This is a genomic window from Pseudomonas sp. B7(2017), from assembly GCF_002112745.1.
Taxonomy (GTDB): domain Bacteria; phylum Pseudomonadota; class Gammaproteobacteria; order Pseudomonadales; family Pseudomonadaceae; genus Aquipseudomonas; species Aquipseudomonas ekonensis.
Map to the genome: position 1 here is coordinate 219,512 of NZ_NEIP01000002.1, position 19,686 is coordinate 239,197.

14 protein-coding genes are annotated in these 19,686 nt (G+C 66.3%); 6 read left to right on the forward strand and 8 right to left on the reverse strand.

All coding sequences use genetic code 11. From position 1 onward, the window contains the following. The first annotated feature begins 87 nt into the window (after positions 1–87). The 3 genes from CAG29_RS04500 to CAG29_RS04510 are packed head-to-tail and all read left to right on the forward strand — an operon-like array spanning position 88 to position 2,910. Positions 88–996, forward strand: coding sequence for an ABC transporter permease (locus CAG29_RS04500; protein ID WP_085580340.1), 909 nt, complete (start codon positions 88–90; stop codon positions 994–996). Beyond that, a complete protein-coding gene (locus CAG29_RS04505) occupies positions 993–1,841 on the forward strand; it encodes an ABC transporter permease (RefSeq protein WP_085693904.1) in 849 nt (282 codons plus the stop codon). Before CAG29_RS04500 ends, CAG29_RS04505 begins: the two co-directional genes overlap by 4 nt. Positions 1,842–1,854: 13 nt before the next feature. Beyond that, positions 1,855–2,910 carry an ABC transporter ATP-binding protein gene (locus CAG29_RS04510; protein ID WP_085580345.1) on the forward strand — a complete coding sequence of 352 codons (1,056 nt, stop codon included), beginning with the start codon at positions 1,855–1,857 and terminating at the stop codon, positions 2,908–2,910. Between the two features lie 135 nt (positions 2,911–3,045). Here the strand turns inward: CAG29_RS04510 and CAG29_RS04515 are convergent, their stop codons facing one another. Beyond that, the gene (locus tag CAG29_RS04515; protein WP_085580347.1) at positions 3,046–3,975 is read right to left on the reverse strand and encodes an AraC family transcriptional regulator; all 930 of its coding nucleotides are present in this window, start codon (positions 3,973–3,975) and stop codon (positions 3,046–3,048) included. A 337-nt stretch (positions 3,976–4,312) separates the two neighbouring features. Between CAG29_RS04515 and CAG29_RS04520 the strand changes: the two genes are divergently transcribed. Together CAG29_RS04520 and CAG29_RS04525 are read left to right on the forward strand one after the other, a co-directional pair. Continuing rightward, a complete protein-coding gene (locus CAG29_RS04520) occupies positions 4,313–4,666 on the forward strand; it encodes a putative quinol monooxygenase (protein ID WP_085580349.1) in 354 nt (117 codons plus the stop codon). Between the two features lie 43 nt (positions 4,667–4,709). Continuing rightward, positions 4,710–4,952 carry a hypothetical protein gene (locus tag CAG29_RS04525; protein WP_085580351.1) on the forward strand — a complete coding sequence of 81 codons (243 nt, stop codon included), beginning with the start codon at positions 4,710–4,712 and terminating at the stop codon, positions 4,950–4,952. 3 nt (positions 4,953–4,955) lie between these two features. On the opposite strand, the gene CAG29_RS04530 is transcribed toward CAG29_RS04525, so the two are convergent. Beyond that, the gene (locus CAG29_RS04530) at positions 4,956–5,585 is read right to left on the reverse strand and encodes a flavin reductase family protein (RefSeq protein ID WP_085580353.1); all 630 of its coding nucleotides are present in this window, start codon (positions 5,583–5,585) and stop codon (positions 4,956–4,958) included. 243 nt (positions 5,586–5,828) lie between these two features. After that, positions 5,829–6,146, reverse strand: a complete 318-nt coding sequence (locus tag CAG29_RS04535; protein ID WP_085580355.1) for a hypothetical protein — start codon at positions 6,144–6,146, stop codon at positions 5,829–5,831. 340 nt (positions 6,147–6,486) lie between these two features. Here CAG29_RS04535 and CAG29_RS04540 point away from each other — a divergent pair, with 340 nt between their 5' ends. Next, on the forward strand, positions 6,487–7,245 hold the full coding sequence (locus tag CAG29_RS04540) for a hypothetical protein (RefSeq protein WP_085693905.1): 759 nt from the start codon (positions 6,487–6,489) through the stop codon (positions 7,243–7,245). Positions 7,246–7,396: 151 nt separating this feature from the next. On the opposite strand, the gene CAG29_RS04545 is transcribed toward CAG29_RS04540, so the two are convergent. The 5 genes from CAG29_RS04545 to CAG29_RS04565 form a co-directional block, all read right to left on the reverse strand. Next, positions 7,397–8,716, reverse strand: a complete 1,320-nt coding sequence (locus tag CAG29_RS04545; protein WP_085629501.1) for an MFS transporter — start codon at positions 8,714–8,716, stop codon at positions 7,397–7,399. Between the two features lie 346 nt (positions 8,717–9,062). Continuing rightward, positions 9,063–10,394, reverse strand: coding sequence for a sigma-54 dependent transcriptional regulator (locus CAG29_RS04550; protein WP_085580362.1), 1,332 nt, complete (start codon positions 10,392–10,394; stop codon positions 9,063–9,065). Next, entirely contained in the window at positions 10,394–12,154 is a 1,761-nt protein-coding gene (locus CAG29_RS04555) for an ATP-binding protein (RefSeq protein ID WP_085580364.1), read from the reverse strand. Before CAG29_RS04555 ends, CAG29_RS04550 begins: the two co-directional genes overlap by 1 nt. A 175-nt stretch (positions 12,155–12,329) precedes the next feature. Then, entirely contained in the window at positions 12,330–15,053 is a 2,724-nt protein-coding gene (locus CAG29_RS04560) for an RHS repeat domain-containing protein (protein ID WP_085693906.1), read from the reverse strand. After that, entirely contained in the window at positions 15,050–19,549 is a 4,500-nt protein-coding gene (locus CAG29_RS04565) for a SpvB/TcaC N-terminal domain-containing protein (RefSeq protein ID WP_085693907.1), read from the reverse strand. Before CAG29_RS04565 ends, CAG29_RS04560 begins: the two co-directional genes overlap by 4 nt. Positions 19,550–19,686 lie beyond the last annotated feature (137 nt).

Below are 19,686 nucleotides of genomic sequence, written 5' to 3' on the forward strand. Positions count from 1 at the left end.
ATCGCTGGCAAGCCAGCTCCCACAGGGTTCGCGGGGGTTTGGAAATCTGTGTTTGTCAGTTGTTTTTCCATTGACGAGATCATTGCCATGGAACATCAATCCCTGACCCACCCGGTCGGCGCGGCCGACGTGCGCCCGGCGCGCGGCGTTTCGCCCACCGTCCGGGCGTGGTTTTTCCTCACGCCGTCGATGCTGTTCCTCGGCGTGCTGATCGCCGCGAGCCTGCTGGTGCTGCGCATGAGCATCGGCACCAAGGGCGCGGAGTGGACGGGCTTCAGCCTGGCCAGCTACGCGCAACTGCTCGAACCGTACTACCTCAAGTCGTTGCTGCTGACCCTGCGCCTGGCGCTGATCAGCGCGGTGATCGCCGTGCTGCTGGCGATCCCGGTGGCGTACACCATGTCGCGCCTGACGTCGCCGTTCGTGCGGCGGATCTTCCTGGCGGCGGTGCTGCTGCCGCTGTTGGTCAACCTGCTGCTGCAGAGCTACGGCTGGCTGGTGATCCTCGGCCCCGGCGGCATGCTCAACCAGACCCTGATGGGGCTGGGCCTGATCAAGCGGCCGATCATGCTGCTGTACAACCAGAACGGCGTGCTGATGGGGCTGGTGCAGACCGCGTTCCCGCTGGCCGTGCTGCCGATCGCCAGCGCCATGCGCGGCGTGTCCCGCAGCTTCGAAGAGGCCGCCGCGACCCTGGGCGCCAGCCGCTGGCAGGTGTTCCGCCAGGTGGTGCTGCCGATGAGCCTGCCGGGGATCATCACCGGCGCGACGCTGGTGTTCGCCTACAACGCCAGCAGCTTCGTGGTGCCGCTGCTGCTCGGCGGGCGGCGGGTGCCGATGCTGGCGGTGATGGTGCACGACCAGATCGCCCCGCTGATGAACTGGCCCGCCGCGTCCGCCGCAGGCGTGGTGCTGATCGCCACCACCCTGGCGATCATGACCCTGTCCGAATACGTCACCGGCCGCCGTCGCCGGTTGCTGGAGGCTTCGCAATGACTGCCCTGACCAAGAAGCGCCACGCGCTGCTGCCCGGCGACACGGGCAAGTTCGCCGGGATCCTGTCCGGTGTGATCCTGCTGCTGGCGGTGCTGCCGATCCTGACCATGATCATGATGTCGTTCAGCGGCGCGTCGAACCTCGACTTCCCGCCGGCCAGCTACAGCCTGCAATGGTACAAGGCCGCGTGGCACACCTTCGTCTCGCCGGACGCCAGCGACGTGCTGAGCCTCGGTCAGGCCATGGCCACCAGCCTGCTGGTGTCGTGCCTGACCATGGTCTTCGCCACCCTGATCGCAGTGCCGGCGGCCTACGCGCTGACCCGCTGCGAGTTCCGCGGCAAGGCCGTGGCGCTGCAACTGATGTCGCTGCCGCTGGTGTTCCCGATGGTGGTGCTGGGCCTGGCGATGCTGTTGGTGTTCGACAGCCTGCCGTTCCACATGACCACCTCGCGGCTGGTGATCGCCCACGTGATCCTGGCGCTGCCGTTCGTGGTCAAGAACTGCACGGCGGCCATGCTCTCCATCGGCAGCGAGGTCGAGGAGGCGGCGCAGATGCTCGGCGCCTCGCCGCTGCGGGCGATCGTCGATGTGGTGGTGCCGCTGATGAAGTCGGGGATCCTGGCGGGCATGCTGCTGGCGTTCATCGTCTCGTTCAACGAATTCACCGTCACCTATTTCCTCTACACCATCGACGTCATGACCGTGCCGATCTGGATGTACAGCCGCACCGTGTCCTCGCTCGACCCCACCGTGTTCTCGTTTGCCGTGCTGATCGTGCTGATCGACTTCGTCCTGATCTGGGCGCTGGAGAAGCTGGTGGGCGAGGGCGGCGTTTCCTTCTGATTTGAGGTGCAACATGTCTGGACTGATTCTGGAAAACGTCGAGAAGCATTACGGCTCGGCCTGCGCGGTGAAAGACGTCAACCTGCATTTGCCCCAGGGCAAGCTGGTGTGTTTCCTGGGGCCGTCGGGCTGCGGCAAGACCACCTTGCTGCGCATGATCGCCGGGCTTGAGACCCTCACCGGCGGCGAGATCCGCCTGGACGGCGAGGACATCGGCCACACCCCGGCGCACCTGCGCAACTTCGGCATGGTGTTCCAGTCGCTGGCGCTGTTCCCGCACATGACCGTGGGCGAGAACATCGCCTATCCGTTGAAGCTGCGCGGCGTGGGCAAGGCCGAGCAGCGGGCGCGGGTGGTGGAGCTGCTGGAAATGATCCAGCTGCAGGCGATGATCGACCGTCCGGTGGCCAAGCTCTCCGGCGGCCAGCGCCAACGGGTGGCGATCGCCCGGGCGATTGCCTCGCACCCCAAGATCCTGCTGCTCGACGAGCCGCTGTCGGCGCTGGACGCCAAGCTGCGCGAATCGATGCAGGTGGAGATCCGCCAACTGCAGCAGCGGCTGAACATCACCACCATCATGGTCACCCATGACCAGCGCGAGGCCATGACCATGGCCGACATCGTGGTGGTGCTGGGCGAGCACCGGGTGCAGCAGGTGGGCACGCCCATCGAGATCTACCGGCACCCGGCCAACGAATTCGTCGCGGACTTCATCGGCTCGGGCAACATTTTCCCGGCCACGGCGCTGGGCGACGGCAAGGTCGTGCTGCCGGGCGGCGATGCGCTGCAAGTGCCGATCTGCAGCAGCATCGTGGTGGGCCAGAAGGTGAAGATGCTGATCCGCCCCGAAGACCTGCAACTGTCGGCGCCCCAGGCGACGGCGGGCAACCGGCTGCTGGGCACGGTGACGTTCGTGCGCGACATCGGCGCGACCATCGAGACCACGGTGGAGTGTTCCGGGGTGACGTTCACCGCATTGAGCACGCCGTGCCAGGACATCGGCCTGGGGATCGGGCATCCGGTGTCGGTGACGCTGCCGTCCGAGGCGTGCCGGGTGCTGGGGGCTTGATCCGGCCGTGATGCCGGCAGCGCAGGCCCCATCGCCAGCAGGCTGGCTCCCACATGGAATCCGTGATCAACACACATCCCCTGTGGGAGCCAGCCTGCTGGCGATAGGGCCGGGCGCAGCACCGCAAAAATTGGATCAGACCGTGAGCCGCAACCGCGCCAGATCCCGCAGCGGCGGCGCGCCGAACAGCCGGCTGTACTCGCGGCTGAACTGCGACGGACTTTCATAGCCCACCCGATACCCCGCCGCCGAGGCTTCCAGCCCCTCGGTCAGCATCAGCCGCCGGGCCTCTTGCAGGCGCAGTTGCTTCTGGTACTGCAGCGGGCTCATCGCTGTCATCGCCTTGAAGCGGTGATGCAGGGTCGAGACGCTCAGGTTCACTTCCTTGGCCAGGTCATCGATGCGCAACGGCTGCTCGAAGTTGCCGTTGAGCCATTTGATCGCCTGGCTGATGCGGTGGCTCTGGCTGTTGGCGATGGCGATCTCGTACAGCCGGTGGCCCTGGGGGCTGCGCAGCAGGCGATAGAGGATCTCCCGGCGGATCAGCGGCGCGAGCATGGCGATGTCTTTGGGCGTGTCGAGCAGGCGCGCCAGGCGCAGCACCGCGTCGAGCATGGCGCTGTCGATCCGTTCGACGTACAGGCCGCGCCCGGTCGGCCGGGTCGGCACGCCCATGGGGCCGGCGTCGGCGATCAGCGCGGTGATTTCCGCAGGGTCGATGTCCAGGCGCACGGCCAGGATCGGCTCGTCGGGCGAGACGTTCACCACCCGCCCGCTCAGCGGCATCGAGACCGACACCACCAGGTAGTTCAAAGGATCGTAGTTGAAGTACTCGTCCGCCAGCCGCACCTCCTTGCGTCCCTGGGCCATGATGCACAGCGCCGGTTGCGCCAGCACCGGGGCGAAGTCATGGGACTGGGTGTGGCGGGACATGAACAGCGAACCGATGGCCGTGGCGTAGCTGCCGTCTTCCGAGGTGTTGCGGCGGATGAGCGTCGCCAGTTCCGCGCGCTGCTTTTCCATGTCGGCGTCCAGCGGGGCTGGGAAATGTTCGGGTGACGTCATGCACGACCTCCTCGGCAAGGGCGGTGAAGTGGGGCAGAGCATAAGTTTGTGCAAGCGTGAGCGGTAGACACATCCTGTCAAATGCTTGCCTGATCCTGCACGGGGTTGCCTCGGCCCCCAGACATGACAGGACGCAGGCGGGCAAACTTGCTCGAAACCTGTGTGACAGCACCGTGACAGGCCTTCACACTTTTTTACAGGGCCTTGAGGCAGTTTCGCAGGATCGTGCAAGGCAACGGCAGGAATCGACTAACGGCGCCCGGCAGGCAGCCCGTAACCTTGGATCCTGTCGCAGCCCGTCCCCGGCTGCCACGCGACTCCCTGGGAGGGATTGAACATGTCCAAGCAAATTCCCGTCAGTCATATGGCCTTCATCCGGGCGCGCGCCGGGCGCTCGGAAGAGTTGGGCGTGCGCCTGAGCGCGCTGATCGAGCCGTCCCGCGCCGCCCCCGGTTGCCTGAACTTCGCCTTGCAGCATTCGCAGTGCGATCCGCAGTTGTGGCTGGTGTCCGGCTTCTGGAGCAGCCAGCAGGCGATGACCGCCTATTTCGCCAGTCCGTCGATGGAGGTGTTCGGCGAGCTGGTGCAGGACCTGGTGGTCAACCAAGTGGATTTCCACACGTTCAAGGAAGTGTCGGCCGCCCAGGCGCTCGGCGCCTGCGGTGCACCGGTACACAAACTCGCCGGTTGAGGGTTTAATGGCCGGCCTATTTGACTGAGCCGGAACCTGAGACATGGCACGTAAAGAGTTCGCACACTTCGAAGCGGTTTCCGCTGTGGTCCCCGTCGAGCTGGGCGGCAACAAGGGCTATTACGCCGCCATTGCGGTCAAGGCCCTGGTCGATGGCGGCGCCCCGCGTTTCCACAAACTGCTGGATGAACAGGTGTTCCCCGGCGCCATCGCGGCCGACGACGCCGCGACCCGCGAGCTGAAACGCCTTCAGGGCGTCAGCGACGACGCCGAACTCATCTGGTGAGCCTCACTTGACCGCACCCGGTCGCCACATCTTGAACAACGCTTGCGGCCCCAGCTGGAAATAGTCCGCCGGCCCGCCGCCGCGCAGAATCGGTTCTGCGGCGGCGGTGTCGTAGATCCCGTCCTTGAGCAGCCATTTGGCGATGTGCACGGCGACCACTTCGCCGAGGATCAGCCAGCTCGGCACTGTCTCGCCATTCGCCCGTTGCAGCTGAATGATCTGAGTGACCTTGCATTCGAAGGACACCGGGCTTTCGGCCACCCGCGGCACCGCAATCACTTTCGACGCCACGGTGGTCAAGCCCGCCAGTTCGAACTCGTCGACCTCAGGCCCAACCGCCGCGCAGCTCTGGTTCATCTGCTCGGCCAGCGGCCGGGTGGCGAGGTTCCAGGCGAATTCGCCGGTCTGCTCGATGTTGTTCAGGCTGTCTTTGCGGCCCACGCTGGAGAACCCGATGATTGGCGGGATGTAGTTGAAGGCGTTGAAGAAGCTGTACGGCGCCAGGTTCAGCCGGCCTTCGGCATCCTGCGACGAGATCCAGCCGATGGGGCGCGGACCGACGATGGCGTTGAACGGATCGTGGGGCAGGCCGTGGCCGTTGGCGGGTTCGTAGAAGTGGATGTCGTCGGGCATGGTGGGGGTGTTCCTGGAAGGCTGTGTTCTGAGGGGGGCCATAGTGCAAGCGCGGGGCGCTGATTGCCAGTCCGGTGCAGGCGCCTGTGGGGCAACTGTCTTGATTCTGTCTCGTGGTGACTGGGCTGGCGCCATCGCCAGCAGGCTGGCTCCCACAGGGTTTTGCTTGGGACCTCGCAGCTGTGTCGCTGCAGAAATGAACAAGCCCGGCATTGGCCGGGCTTTGGTGTTTGCATCCGCGGTTCAGCTGATGGCAGCGGCGGTGCCGGTCTTGTCGAAGCCGTCGGCGGCGATGGCGTTGGCGGTGCCGGTCTTGTCGAAGCCGTCGGCGGCGATGGCGTTGGCGGTGCCGGTCTTGTCGAAACCGTCGGCGGCGATGGCGTTGGCGGTGCCGGTCTTGTCGAAACCGTCAGCGGCGTAGGCGCCGGAGGTGCTGTGTTCGACCGAGGCGCTGGCGCCGGAGATGAAGTCGGCGGATTTGGTCTTGTCCGAACCGTCGGCGGCGAAAGTGTTGGCGGCCAGGAGGGACAGGGTCAGGGCGAGGATCAGTTTGGTGTTCATGGTCGTTTCTCCGTGTTCGTTGGCGTTGTGTCTTGCTTGAGTTGAATGCTACGCCAATAAAATTGATTAAAAAGCGCAAATTAATGCTGATAACAATCGATTAACTAGATGTTAAGGGCGACGCATCGGATTCGCTTCCGTCCTCGGGCGAACGTCGCGCAGTCAATCGATCAGGTGAGTGCAGGATGGGGCAGCGGCATTAACCGGTGATTAATCGCTGTTTTGGCCCGTGTGACAGATTTTTCATGGAACGCCGACCGGTTTTTCACCCCTCGGACGCCAGTCTGCCGGCGGCCAGAAATCGAACAACCGGCCGTCACACACGGGAGCTCTTGCGTTCATGAATAAACTGCCTCAAATCACCCTAGCGTTCTGGGTGATGAAAATCTGCGCGACGACCCTGGGGGAAACGGCGGGGGATCTGCTGTCGATGACCCTCGACGTCGGTTACGCGATCAGCTCGCTGATCCTGATCAGCGTGTTCGTCCTGACGCTGGTCACGCAACTGAAGGCCAAGACCTACAAGCCGCTGCTGTACTGGATCGTGATCCTGTCCACCAGCACCGCCGGCACCACCCTGTCCGATTTCATGGACCGCACCCTGGGCCTGGGCTATGCCGCGGGCTCGATGATCCTGATCTCGATCCTGCTGGCGATCTTTGCGGCCTGGCGCCTGAGCGGCGACTCGCTCAACGTCAACAAGGTGCAGACCTTTCGCGGCGAGATGTTCTACTGGATGGCGATCCTGTTCTCCAACACCCTGGGCACCGCGCTGGGCGATTACCTGGCCGACGACTCGGGCCTGGGCTTTGCCGGCGGCGCGCTGCTGATCGGCTCGGCGATCGCGTTGGTGGTGCTGCTCAGGTATTTCACCAAGATCTCGTCGCTGGCGCTGTTCTGGGTGGCGTTCGTGCTGACCCGGCCGTTCGGCGCGACACTGGGTGACCTGATGACCAAATCCCATGAGAAGGGCGGCCTGGACTTCGGCACCGTCGGCTCGTCGGCGGTGCTGGCGGGGATCCTGGTGGTGATGATCGCCGGGGCGGCGTTTGCGCAGAAGCGGTACGGCAGCCGGCAGCAGGTGGCCGAGTCCGCTTGATGCCGGGGTGATCCCCATCGCCAGCAGGCTGGCTCCCACAAGGATTGGCGGTGAACACGGGGTTGGTGGACACCGCCGACCCCCTGTGGGGGCCACCCTGCTGGCAATGGGGCCATTGCAGTCACCCTTGCGGTGACTGCACGGACAGCTGTCAGTCAGTCACGATCCGCGAGTGCTTCTGGGTGTCCTTCATGGTGATGTACACCAGCAGCGACACGGCGATGCACGCGGTGACGTACCAGTAGTAGCCGGTCTCCATGCCGATGCTCTTGAACCACAGCGCGATGTACTCGGCGGTGCCGCCGAAGATCGACACGGTCAGCGCGTACGGCAGGCCGACGCCCAGGGCGCGGATTTCGGTCGGGAACAGTTCGGCCTTCACCACCGCGTTGATCGAGGTGTAGCCGCTGACGATGATCAGCGCCGCCATGATCAGGAAGAACGCGCCCCACCAGCTCTGGATGGTGTGCAGGGTCATCAGGATCGGCACGGTGAAGATCGTGCCCAGCACGCCGAAGGCGATCAGGATCGGACGCCGGCCGATCTTGTCCGACAGGCCGCCGATGACCGGTTGCAGGCACATGAACAGGAACAGCGTCGCCGCCGAGATGGTGGTGGAGTCGGAGATGCTCATGCCGACGGTGTTCACCAGGTACTTCTGCATGTAGGTGGTGTAGGTGTAGAAGGCCAGGGTGCCGCCCATGGTCAGGCCGACCACGGTCAGCAGTTCCTTCGGATGGCGGAGCAAGGTGCGCATGGCGCTTTCCTTGGACTTTTCCTTCTTCACGAACGACTCGGTCTCTTCCATGCCGCGGCGCAGGTACAGCGCGACGATCGCGCACAGGGCGCCGATGGCGAACGGGATGCGCCAGCCCCACGCGTACAGCTGTTCGGTGGTGAGGAACTGCTGCAGCACGATCAGCACGCCCAGCGCGATGAGCTGGCCGGAAATCAAAGTCACGTACTGGAAGCTGGAGAAGAAGCCGCGACGCTCCTTGGTGGCCATTTCCGACAGGTAGGTGGCCGAGGTGCCGTACTCGCCGCCGACCGACAGGCCCTGCAGCAGGCGGGCGAACACCAGCAGGATCGGCGCGCCGATGCCGATGGTTTCGTAGTTCGGGCTCAGGGCGATGATCAGCGAGCCGAAGCACATCAGGTACACCGATGCCATCAGCGCGGCCTTGCGGCCCTTGCGGTCGGCGTACAGGCCCATCAGCCAGCCACCGATGGGGCGCATCAGGAAGCCCACGGCGAAGATCGCGGCGGTGTTCATCAGTTGCGCGGTGGTGGAGCCGGCGGGGAAGAAGGTCTTGGCGAAGTACAGCGAGAAGGCGGCGTAGACGTACCAGTCGTACCACTCGACCATGTTGCCGACGGAACCGCTGAAGATCGACTTGATCCGGCTGGCGGTGGTTCTTTCCTTGGCCGGCGCGGCAGCTGCCCCAAGCGGCAGGATGTTGGAGTTATCCATTGAAGGATCCTTCGGTTAATTGTTTTTGTGGAGCGCGTCGAAACGCAGCCTGCGGGGGCTATAGCAGGAGGTGTGCCAAGGGGCGGAGGGCCGGTTTAGAGGGGGTAGGCGCGGTTGTTGAGCGGAAATCCGCTTGTTGCGCGGAGGGTGATGAGCGGAAATCCGCCTATCTTGGCGCCCGCATGGAGGGCGTGTGCCCCGCTATCTATGGGAGCCAGCCTGCTGGCGATGACGCCGGCAAGGGCACAATCTTGTTTGAGCCCTGCGGCGCCTCCACGGACGCCATCGCCAGCAGGCTGGCTCCTACAGTTTTGCCTGAGCCACAAATCCTGCAGTCGCCGGGCAATCAGCTGTCCTGCACAAACATCTCCCGGCTCAACCCATGCCGCTGCATCTTTTCGTTGAAGGTGCGCCGCGGCAGCTGCAGTTCTTCGAGCACCGCCTTCACGTCGCCCTTGTGCCGGGTCAGGGCGATGCGCAGGCACTGGGCCTCGAACGCCTCTTGCTGGGCCGCCAGCGATTGCCCCGGGTCGATCCCCGGCACCGGTTCGTCCAGCCCCAGCACCTGACGCTCGGCGACGTTGGCCAGTTCGCGCACGTTGCCCGGCCAGTCGTGGCTGAGCAGGTGGCTCAGCTGGGCGCCGCCCAGCGGCGGGAACGTCCGCCCGAGCCGTTCGGCGGCCTGGCGGGCGAAGGCGTCGAACAGCAGCGGGATGTCTTCGCGGCGCTCGCGCAGGGGCGGCAGGCGCAGCTCGGCCACGTTCAGCCGATAGGCCAGGTCTTCGCGAAAACGCCCGGCCCGGGCCTCGTCGAGCAGGTCGGGCTTGGTGGCGGCGACGATGCGCAGATCCACGCGGATGCTCTGGTTCGAGCCCAGCCGTTCCAGCTTCTGCTCCTGGATCACCCGCAGCAGCTTCACCTGCTGGGCCAGGGGCATGCTTTCGATCTCATCGAGGAACAGCGTGCCGCCGTCGGCGTATTCCAGCTTGCCGATGCGCTTGCCGGACGCCCCGGTGAACGCGCCGCTCTCATGGCCGAACAGTTCGGCCTCGAACAGTTGCTCCGGGATCGCCGCGCAGTTGAGCGCCACGAACGGTTTGTCCGCGCGCGGGCCGAAGTCGTGCAGGCAACGGGCGACCATTTCCTTGCCGCTGCCGGTCTCGCCGCGGATCAGCACGTTGACCGGCAGCGCGGCCAGGTCCAGCACCTGCCGGCGCAAGGTCTGCATGCCGCGGGACACGCCGAGCAGCGTGGCGTCGAGCCTGGCGCGGTTGTCGGCCTGCTCGTGCAGGGTACGGTTCTCCAGCACCAGCCGGCGCTTGTCCAGCGCCCGGCGCAGGCTGCCGAGCAGGATCTCGGGGCTGAACGGCTTTTCCAGGAAGTCGTAGGCGCCGTCGCGCATCGCTTCGACGGCCATCGGCACATCGCCGTGGCCGGTCAACAGGATCACCGGCAGGTCGGCGTCCCGGCGCTGCACTTCGGCCAGCAGTTCCAGGCCGCTCTGGCCGGGCATGCGCACGTCGCTGAGGATCACTCCGGCAAAGTGCCGGGGCAACGCGGCCAGGCAGTCCTCGGCGCGGCTGAACAGTTGCACCTCGAAACCCGACAGGCTCAGCCATTGTTCGACGGCGCTGCGGATGCTGCTTTCGTCGTCGACCACCATCACCGAATTGAGCATCAGATGTGCGCCTCCAGATCGATCGGCAAGGTCAAGGTGAACACCGCGCCGCCTTCGCCGTTCTCGGCGCTCAGGCGCCCGCCGGACTCGTGGGCGATGGCGAACGACACCGCCAGCCCCAGGCCCAGGCCGTCACCCACAGGCTTGGTGGTGAAGAACGGGTCGAACACCTGGCCCAGGTGCTCCTCGGCGATGCCGCCGCCGCTGTCGCTGACGCTCAGGTGCCACAGCTGCTGGTCGGCCTCCAGGCGGATCAGCAGGCGCTTGCACGGTTTGCCGTGCATGGCGTCGAGGGCGTTGCGCAGCAGGTTGATCAGCACCTGTTCCAGGCGGATCGCATCGCCGCGCACCCAGGCCGGGCGGGTCAGGTGCAGCACCAGGCTGACCTGCTCGTCGCGCAGGCGGGTGTCGAGCAATTGCAGGGCCTGATCGACCACGGTCGCCAGGTCGAGCCGTTCGCGCAGGCCGCTGGGGCTCTTGCGGGCGAAGGTCTTCAGGTGGCCGGTGAGGGCGGCCATGCGGGTGAGCATGTCGTCCACCGGCTTGAGCGCCTTGTAGGCCTCATCGACGCGGCCATGATCGAGCAGCAGGCGCAAGGTGGCCAGTTGCATGCGCTGGGCGGTCAGCGGCTGGTTGATCTCGTGGGCCAGCGCGGCGGACATCTGCCCCAGCGCCGCCAGTTTGGCCGACTGCACCAGGCCGTCCTGGGCGGTGCGCAGCTCGCGGGTGCGTTCTTCCACCAGCCGCTTGAGCTCGGCGCGGCTGCGCTGGCGCATCTTGCCCAGGCGCCAGCGCTGGTTGAGGAACAGCAGCAGGAACACCAGCGCCAGCCACACCCCGGCGGCGGCGAGCCCGGCGTTGCGCAGGTCCTCGAACGCCACCTGCGGACGGCGCAGCAGGTGCAGCGTCCAGCCTTCGGCGGTCAGCGGCAGGGATTCCCACAGGTAGTCGGCGGTGCCCTGCGGGCCTTCGACCCGGCGCAGGTCGCTGGTGTCGTCGAAGCGGCGCAGCGACAGGTGCGTGAGCGGCACCAGCGCCTGTTTGTCGTATTGGCGCGTGGCCTTGATGTCGGCCAGGTCGGCGGCATCCAGCGGCCGCAGCGCGCGGTAGCGCCAGCCCGGCTGGTTGGCGATGAAGATGATGCCCCGCGCATCGCTGACCAGCAGGGTGTCGCTGCCCTGGCTCCATTCGCGTTCAAGCTCGGGGAATTCGAGCTTGACCACCATCGCCCCGAGGAATTCGTCCTGTTCGCCGAGCACGGCGCTGGAGAGGAAGTAGCCGGGAATCCCGCTGGTCACGCCCACGGCGTAGAAGCGTCCGCTGCCTTGGGTGCGGGTCTGGCTGAAGTATGGGCGGAACCCGTAATTGTGGCCGACGTAGCTGCTGGGCAGGCGCCAGTTGCTGGCGGCCACCGCCAGGCCGGTGTGGTCGAGCAGTTCGAGGGTCGAGGACTGCGCCGCGCCGTTGATCTTCTCCAGCTTCAGGTTGAGCGCCGCCTGCTGCTCGGCGCTCACCGGGCCGCCCAGGGCCGCGCGCAGCTGCGGGTCGAGCGCCAGCACGGCGGGCAGGGCGCGGTAGCGGTCGATCAGGGTGTGAAGGGAATTGGCGTACAGCGCCAGTTGCTGGCTGGCGCGGGCCGCGTCCTCCTCCAGGGCCTGGCGTTCGGCGTGGCGGATCGCCAGGGTCGCGGCCAGGACGGCGCCGGCGATGATCAGCAGGGTGTACAGCGACAGACGCAGGGTACGGGAAGTCGGCAGCATGCTGGGGCGAACGGATGGGGGACGGGCGGGCACGATAGCACGGGGCTGCGTGTCGTTCTCGCTTTGCACGTAACCTGATCCGACACCAAGAGACTCCGATTGAATGCGACGGTGCTCGGTCGCACGAACCGGCCGGCAATGCACAGTGCGGATAGGTGACAGGCCCCCCGTGGGATCAATGCCTTTTGACGCTTTTCGAGGTTCGGCGCTCTTGTGCCAGCAGGAACTGATTGTCGGTGGTGCCTTGAATTTTGTATGCGCTCATCAGTTTCTGTGCACGGTCGATGATTGCATGGATGTCTTTGGTTCTTCCTTGCAGGTCTGCTTGTCGGATCGGTGCCAAGTCTTCCCGGGAGGTCATGTTGTTGACATTGGGCAGCACATCGCCAGGGTGGACGGTAGTCCTTTGCAGCACTGCATAGGCTTGCTGGGCAGAGTCCCAGCGCTCGTCCAGCGCACTCCGCCAGTCGGCTAGCATGGTTTCGATTTTGTTGATCTTCACCGGACTCAGTCGGTTTTTGATGTCTTCGGCTTCCTGACTTCTGGAGCCCATGTTCAAGAACACATTCATGGCGGGAACCACGGTACCGACGACTCTGTTCAGGAAAAGGTTTGCGGTGTCGGTCGGGGACAAGCGGGCCTTGTCCGGCGTGAAACCCAGCCTGCGGTCGATGGCGGCGACCGACATGGCCGATGTCTGCGGAATGAGCGGCCGGATCCAGCGGGGGCTGGGAGTAGAAGCGTTTTGGGTATCTGTAGCGACGTCACCGCCGGCATTGCCGGTGATGATGCCGCCCACAAAGGGGATGGCGTTCACTTCAGGCGCCAGTGCACCGAAAATCTCGCCTGCGCCGAAGCCGCCATAAAATCCGGCCAACCCTGCAACGGATTCGCCGAGGAGGTTTTTCAGCATTTCCTTGCCCGTGCCGGACTGAGTGAACACGTTATAGATCTGATCCAGCGCGGTGGCGGCTTCGGTGCCGAGTTCGGTTATGAACTGCGAATATCTGATGATCTGCCATTCTTCCTTGCTCTGCCCGGCTGCATCGATGAACCGCAACGGATTGTTCTCGACAAACCCGTAGAGGTTCAGCCCGTCCACGCTCCCGGCAGGATCGGCGGCGACCCAGCGCTGCAGCCACGGTGCGTACTGGCGGGCGCCATAGTCGTACAACCCGCTCACGTCCATTTCCTTGCCCGAATAGCGGATCGTTCTGTAACCGACCTCAAGGCTTGAGCGGGCGGCCATCCAGGCGGTGGCGCCGAACGGGTAATAGCCTTCGTGGCTGATCAGCTGCGCTCGGGCGTCCAGTTCCATGACGCAGGAGCCCAGGTGGTCGCTCAAGGTGTAGCGCAATTGGTCGGCGTCGATGCCGGGCGGCTGACCGCTCTCCCAATGCAGGCAGCGCACGTTGCCTATGCCTGTGGCGAGGGTGATGACGTGCAGCGTTTCGCCGTTGTCCTTCGTGCGGATCTCCAGCCCCGGCAGGTAGCGCACCTCATGGAAGTGAAGGTTGGCGGCGTTGTGGAACTCATGGCGCTTGAAGACCCGCACGCCCTGGCTGTAACGGTAGCGTTCCTCGTCGTCGGGCCCGGACGGGCGCTGCACCAAGGTGACCGTGTCCAGGCGGTCGCGGGCGTTCCATCGCAGCGGCTGGCCGGGTTGCAGCGCCAGCAGGTTGCCGTGGCGGTCGAACAGGCTGCCGATGGCCGGCTCAGGGTCGCCTTCGGCCCAGCGCACGCCGCGGTTGCTGGCGGGGTCGATGAACATTCGGCGGGTGTGGTTGGCGCCGTCGCGCACGTGGCGCAGCCGGATCAGGTTGTTGCCGTGATCGTAGTCGTAGGTCTGCACGTAAGGGCGCCGGTCGGCGGGGTCGGTCGGTTGCGGCAGGCCGGGAATGTCCGAGGGCGGTGCGTCGTCGTGACCGCTGGCGGTGTGCAGGCGGTACAGCGAGTCATAGGTGAAGGCGCGGTGGCCGTCGACCCGACGGTTGGCGAAGTGGCTGGGCGTGAAGGCGTGGTCGAGGAGGCGGGTGAGGTTGCCCGCCGGATCGTATTCGTATCCGAAGTCTTGCAGCGGAGCCTGCCCGCCGGCTTGTGCCTGCTGACGGATCAGGCGTCCGTCCGCCGGGTCGTAGGTCCAATGGGCTGCCGTTCCGTTGTCGGCCTGCTGTTCGACGATCTGCCCGGCGGCGTTGTACCGGGCATCGAGCAGCACCGTCTGCCAGGCGGTCTGGCCGTTGAGTCGCAGGCGCATCCGCCGCGGTTGGCCGGCGAGGTCGAAGTCCGTCTGTTGCCGGTGCCCGCCGGCGTCGGTCTGTTCCAGCCGGGCGCCCAGCGGGCCGTGGCGCCAGCGGGTGACGAAGGCGTTGTCGTCGCCGAAGGTGCGCGATTGCTCCAACGTCTCGCCGAGCAGGCCGAAGCTCGGCCATTGCACGGTGCCGGCCTGGTCGGTCTGTTCGACGGTCCTGCCGCGCAGGTTATGGCTGGCGTCGGCCGACGCATCGGCATGGACGAAGGTCTCGGCATCGGCGCCGTGGGTCTCTTCGTCTTTGACCAGACGCAGCAGCGGATCATAGGCGCTGCGCCAGTGAAAGCCGCGCGCATCCCAGCGCTGCAGAACCTGGCCGGCGGTCCCCGGCAGGATCAGGCGCCAGCCGGCGTCGACGCTGTCGGTCTTCACGGGGGCATCGTTCAGTCCGTACACGTGGACGAGGTTGGGCACCGCCAGGCGCGGATCCCTTTGCGCGATCACCCGTCCCGCCGCGTCGTACCCCAGGCGAGTCACCAGGCCAAGCGGCGTGTCTTCGGCCAGCGTGCGCAGGTAAGCCACCTGGCGAACCGCCAGGCCGCGGCTGTCGTTCACCGTGACGGCGGGCGTACGCCGATGCACATTCATGGCTGCGGCCTCGGCTCGTCGGTGTCGTTGAAGTCTTCGCTGATGTGATACCAGGGGTGATAGGTCTCACGGGAGAAATGGCCCTTGGCGTTGACCAGCCGGACCGGACGCCCGAGCACGTCATAGAACAGCTGATCGAAAAAACCGTGCTCGCGCAGCGACGCATCGTTGACGTAGCGGTGGGTGTCGGCGAAGAACGGCCGGAACCGTCTCACGGCCAGTCCTTTGTTGTTGTATTCGACCCGCTCGCTGATGCGCCAGCGCGGGTCGGCCGGCACCTCGACCGGTTGGCCGTCCTCGATGATCAGCGAGCCGTCGGCGTCCACCGCGTACGCGGATCCCGGCTCCACAAGCTGTTGGGTCTGCAAGGGGCGGCCGAAGCCGTCGACGCAGGTCTTGATGATCTGGATCTGCGCCGGCGCCGGGTCGTCGGGGTAGCGGTCGGCCCGGAGCAGGACGCTGTGCACCGGCTCTCGGGGGACAAGGGCGATGGCTTCGTCCAACGCGTGCTCCGCCGGCGTCAGTGCGGTGGCTTGCGCCAGACGTCGGCGGGCGCTGGCGCGGATGTGGCCGTCGGGCAGGATCAGGCCGCCGTCGACCCATCGGGCAAAGCGCTCGGCGTCAGCGGTCGCGGTCGGCGGCAACTGGCCCATCCAGCTGAACAGATCCTTGCGCAGGGTGCTGGCGGCTTGCTGCACGGCGCCCTCGGGATCTCCGATGGCGGGGGCCGGTCGGTGATCCTCCGGCCGCACGTAGTCGCTCAACGGGCTGAAGCCTGCCGGCAAGCCGTTCTCCGTGCCGTGGAAACTCAGGGCCAACGGCTGGCCGGAGGGTTCGTAGAGCGCCTCCTGCACGTTGTCGTTGGCGTCGACGATGCGCAGCGGCTGCAGGGCGTGGTAGTCGTATTCGATCCGGGTGGTGCAGCCGTCGGGCAACACCACGCGCTCCACCGCCAGGCGGTAAGGGTCGTAGGTGGCCCGGGTGATGCCGTGGCTCGCGGTTTCGTGGTAGTCGAGCACCCGGTGGAACCCTTCGCCGGCAGCATAGGCCGCGAACCCGTAACGGGCCGACCACAGGTTTTCCTCCGCATCGGCCAAGGGCGCTCCCTCGAACAGCAGCGGCATCGGGGCGTAGCCGATGGCGGCCAGTTCGGCACGGATGTCGAACGGCGGCGGCACGTCCGCATAGGCCTCCAGGGCGGTCTTGTCCATCTGCGCCAGTTCCAGGGGCGCGGCCAGGGCCTCGAAGTCCGCCTGACCGTCGGGCAGGGGCGTCTGGCCATCGGTCTTGAGGTAGCGTTGCACGGTCTGGCGGGTCAGGGTGCGCCGGGTGTTCCACTCGGGCGAGTCCTGATGCTGCAGCAGTCGTTCGAACGACACCTGCTCAGGCGTCAGCCCACCGGGCAACGGGCCCTTGGGCAGCGCCAGCGCATCGCCGCGCTGCTGATAGGGCAGGCCGAGGCGCCAGTGCTGCGGGTCGCCGTCCAGGTCGATGAAGCGCGCGCGGGTTTCGCTGAGGTAGAACGATTGCTGGGCCGGGTCATGGGCGTCGCGCCACCACTGTTGCTCATCGGGGTCGGTGAACGGCGGCGGGTCGGCCTCGGTGCGGCGACGGGCGTAATGCACGGTCAGGGCATGCAGCGGGGCGCCGTAGGCGTTGTGGCGCAGGGTCAGTTCGTGGCGGCTCAGCGGGTCTTCGATCACTTGCTCGTAGGCATGGTCGAGCTGTTCCAGCGTCAGCGGCAGCAGCACCGCGTAGGCATCGTGGGGACCTTTGGCCCGGACCTCGCGCACCCGGTAACGGTGTTCGGTCACGGCAAAGGGCCGCGCCGTGGCCGGGTCGTCCGCCTCGGCATAGGTTTCGCTGCGGATCGGCAAACCGGCGAGCGCCCGGGCGATGGCGTGTTCGGTGTCGGCGTCGGGCGGTGCGACGGGTTCGTCGAACTCGTCGCCTTGGTGGAAACGGCTGAACACGGTGGGGCCCAGCGGCACGGCTTCGGGGTCGCGGTCGAAATAGCCTTCGCGCGGCCGGTCGATGGTTCGCCCGGTGTGGAACCAGGTGTGCAGTCGCACCGGTGCGGTGAAGCCTGCATCGTCGTCGGCGCCGGCCGACTCGCTGTCGCACTGCTGCAGGTGGCCGAACCCGCGGAACTCACGGTCTTCGCCGTCATAGAAACCCTCGCGGTAAGTGAACGCTTGGGTCAGGCGATTGCCGGTGACTTCGTCCAGCTGAAGCTGGCGGCTGACCGCTTGAACGGGGAAGGGCAGATGGCAGGCGGGCGGGACGGCGGGGTGCGCGGCGAGCCGGTCGCGCTTTTCGTCCAGCCATTCCTGGGCGCTGCTGCGGTAGGTCACGCGGGTGCTGCAGCCCATGTTGTTGTTGCTGGCCGTCAGCAGGTACGGCTTGGCGGACACGAAGTCATAGCGCCAGTGCCGGGGCGCCATGTGCGGCACCGTCAGTAGCAGGCTGGCGCAGCCCAGGCCCTGGAGGTCGGCCAGCGTCACCTGGCACAAGGCGTCGTAACGCACGCCTTCGGGCCACGGCACCGTGACGGGCGTTTGCTCCAGTCCCCGGCCGCCGCGGTTGAGGTAGATCTCGAAGGCGTCGGACTTCAGGTAGACCAGCGCCGGCGCGCCGGAGCCGTCGAGGTCGGCGATGCGCACGTGCGCCACGTCGAACGCATCATGGGCAAAGGGCAACGCGCTGATGACCCGGCCTGCGCCGAACCGGCCGTGGCCCAGGTTCGGCCAGCATTTGATTTCGTTATGGCGGATGCGGCACAGCTCGGGCATGTCGCTGCCCAGCAGGTTGCCCAATAGCACCAGTTCGTCCGGCGCCGGGCCGAACAGCGGCAAGCGGTCGTCGTCCGGCAGGTGAGCGACGTCTTCGCCGGGGGCGAAGCCTGCCTCCCGCCGGTTGGCGTACAGACGCACCGAGCGGGGGCCGATCAGGGCCAGTGAGGCGAGGCCGTCCCCGGACAGGTCGCCCAATTGCGTCAGCGTATGGAAGAACTCCGCCGGGAAGGCGTTGAACGCAATGAAGGGGGCGAACGTGCGGTCGGCGTTCAGCGTACGGAAGCCGTTCATGCCTGGTCGGGCGGTGATCCAGTCCAGCCGTCCGTCGCCGGTCAGGTCGGTGAGCAGTTGACGTGCCGCGCTCCCGCCATCGGCCACGGGCGTGCTGTCCAGCAACGTCCAGGGGCCGTAGGCGATGGCCTGCGGATCCGACTCGCCGCGCAGCGGTTCGCGATAGTGCCAGGCCTGATCGTAGCGGCAGAGGAACCCCGGCACGCCTTCGCCGTACAGATCGACGCACTGGTAGGCGCGGCCGTCCTCGATGCCGGGCTGGGGGCCTTGCATCGGCAGCGGCCTGGGCGTCTTGTCGAGGGTGAACGGTGAATGTTCGAACTCCACCGGCGGGGTGTGCTCGACCGCGCCGCTGGCGTCCCAGGCCTGGTAGTGGGCGGCACTGATCTGGCTGTAGGACCAGGCGGGCGTGTCCGGGGTGTATTCGAGCAGCAGGCGGCGGACCAGCACGGGCGCAGCGCCGGTTTCCTCGGGAAAATGATGGAACATCAGCACTTGGCGGCACAGTCGCCGGGTGCCCAGTTCAAACCCCTGGGCGAAGGTCGAGAACGGATCCGGCCGCAGCGGCCAGGGCTGCAGCGAGGGACCGTCGTAAGGTGGCCTTTGCGTCAGGTCCCGGGTGCGCTCGCCGTAGTCGAACAGCAGGCGGAAATGCCAGTCCAGGGTTGCCGGATCGTCCGTGCGCCAGAGGTACAGGTCCTTGCTGGCGGTGACGTTGCCGTAGAGCACTTGATGCACGTAACGCTGGGCTCGGTAGTCGTGCAAGGGATCCGGATCCTGGTCGTCGGCCTTCCAGGTGACGCAGAGGTGTTCGCCCAGCGGGTTCATGCTTTCGCACAGCAGCCAGGCGCTCACCCGCGCCGGGTCGTCTGCGTCCGCTCGGCGCGACGCCGCGGTTTTGCCGTACATCTGCAGCGAGCCGTCGGCGCCGTGGATCAGCCAGAACGGCGGGCGGCCGTCGTCCGGCTGCCAGCGCTCGCGCAGGGCAAAATCGCTTTCGACCCGGGGCCAGAAACGCACGACGCTGTGCGGGCCGATGTCCAGGCCGTTGTAGCGGCGCTCGCTGCGCGAGCGGATTCGGCCTTGCTCGTCGCGCTCCGGCATCCACACTTCGCCGTCGTGGCCGACGATCTCGTCGTGGTCGGTGTAGCGCGGCGTGCCCTTGTGGGTGCGTCGGGCGATCTGCAGGCCGGCCAGGCTCCAGCCGATGCCGAACGGGCCGTTGCCGGCCTGGCTGCTGTAGCTCAGCGTCAGTTGCGGGTCGAAGCCACGTCCGGCGGACAGCGGCAGCGGCAGTTCGAACGAGGCCGCCCCGGTGGGGCCGACGGCTCCCCAGCTCTTGCCGATCGTGGCGATCGAGGCGCTCTGGGCGATGGAGGGGGTAACGATGCTCAGGTCTTGATCGGCCATGATCCAGCGTTTCCTGGCGGGGAATGAACCGACGCTATCAGGAAAGCGGATGGCCGTGACCTGTCAGGTCTGACAGTTGTGTGTTCACCCCGAATCCCTGTAGGGGCTTGCCTGCAAGCGATGAGGCCAGTACGGCC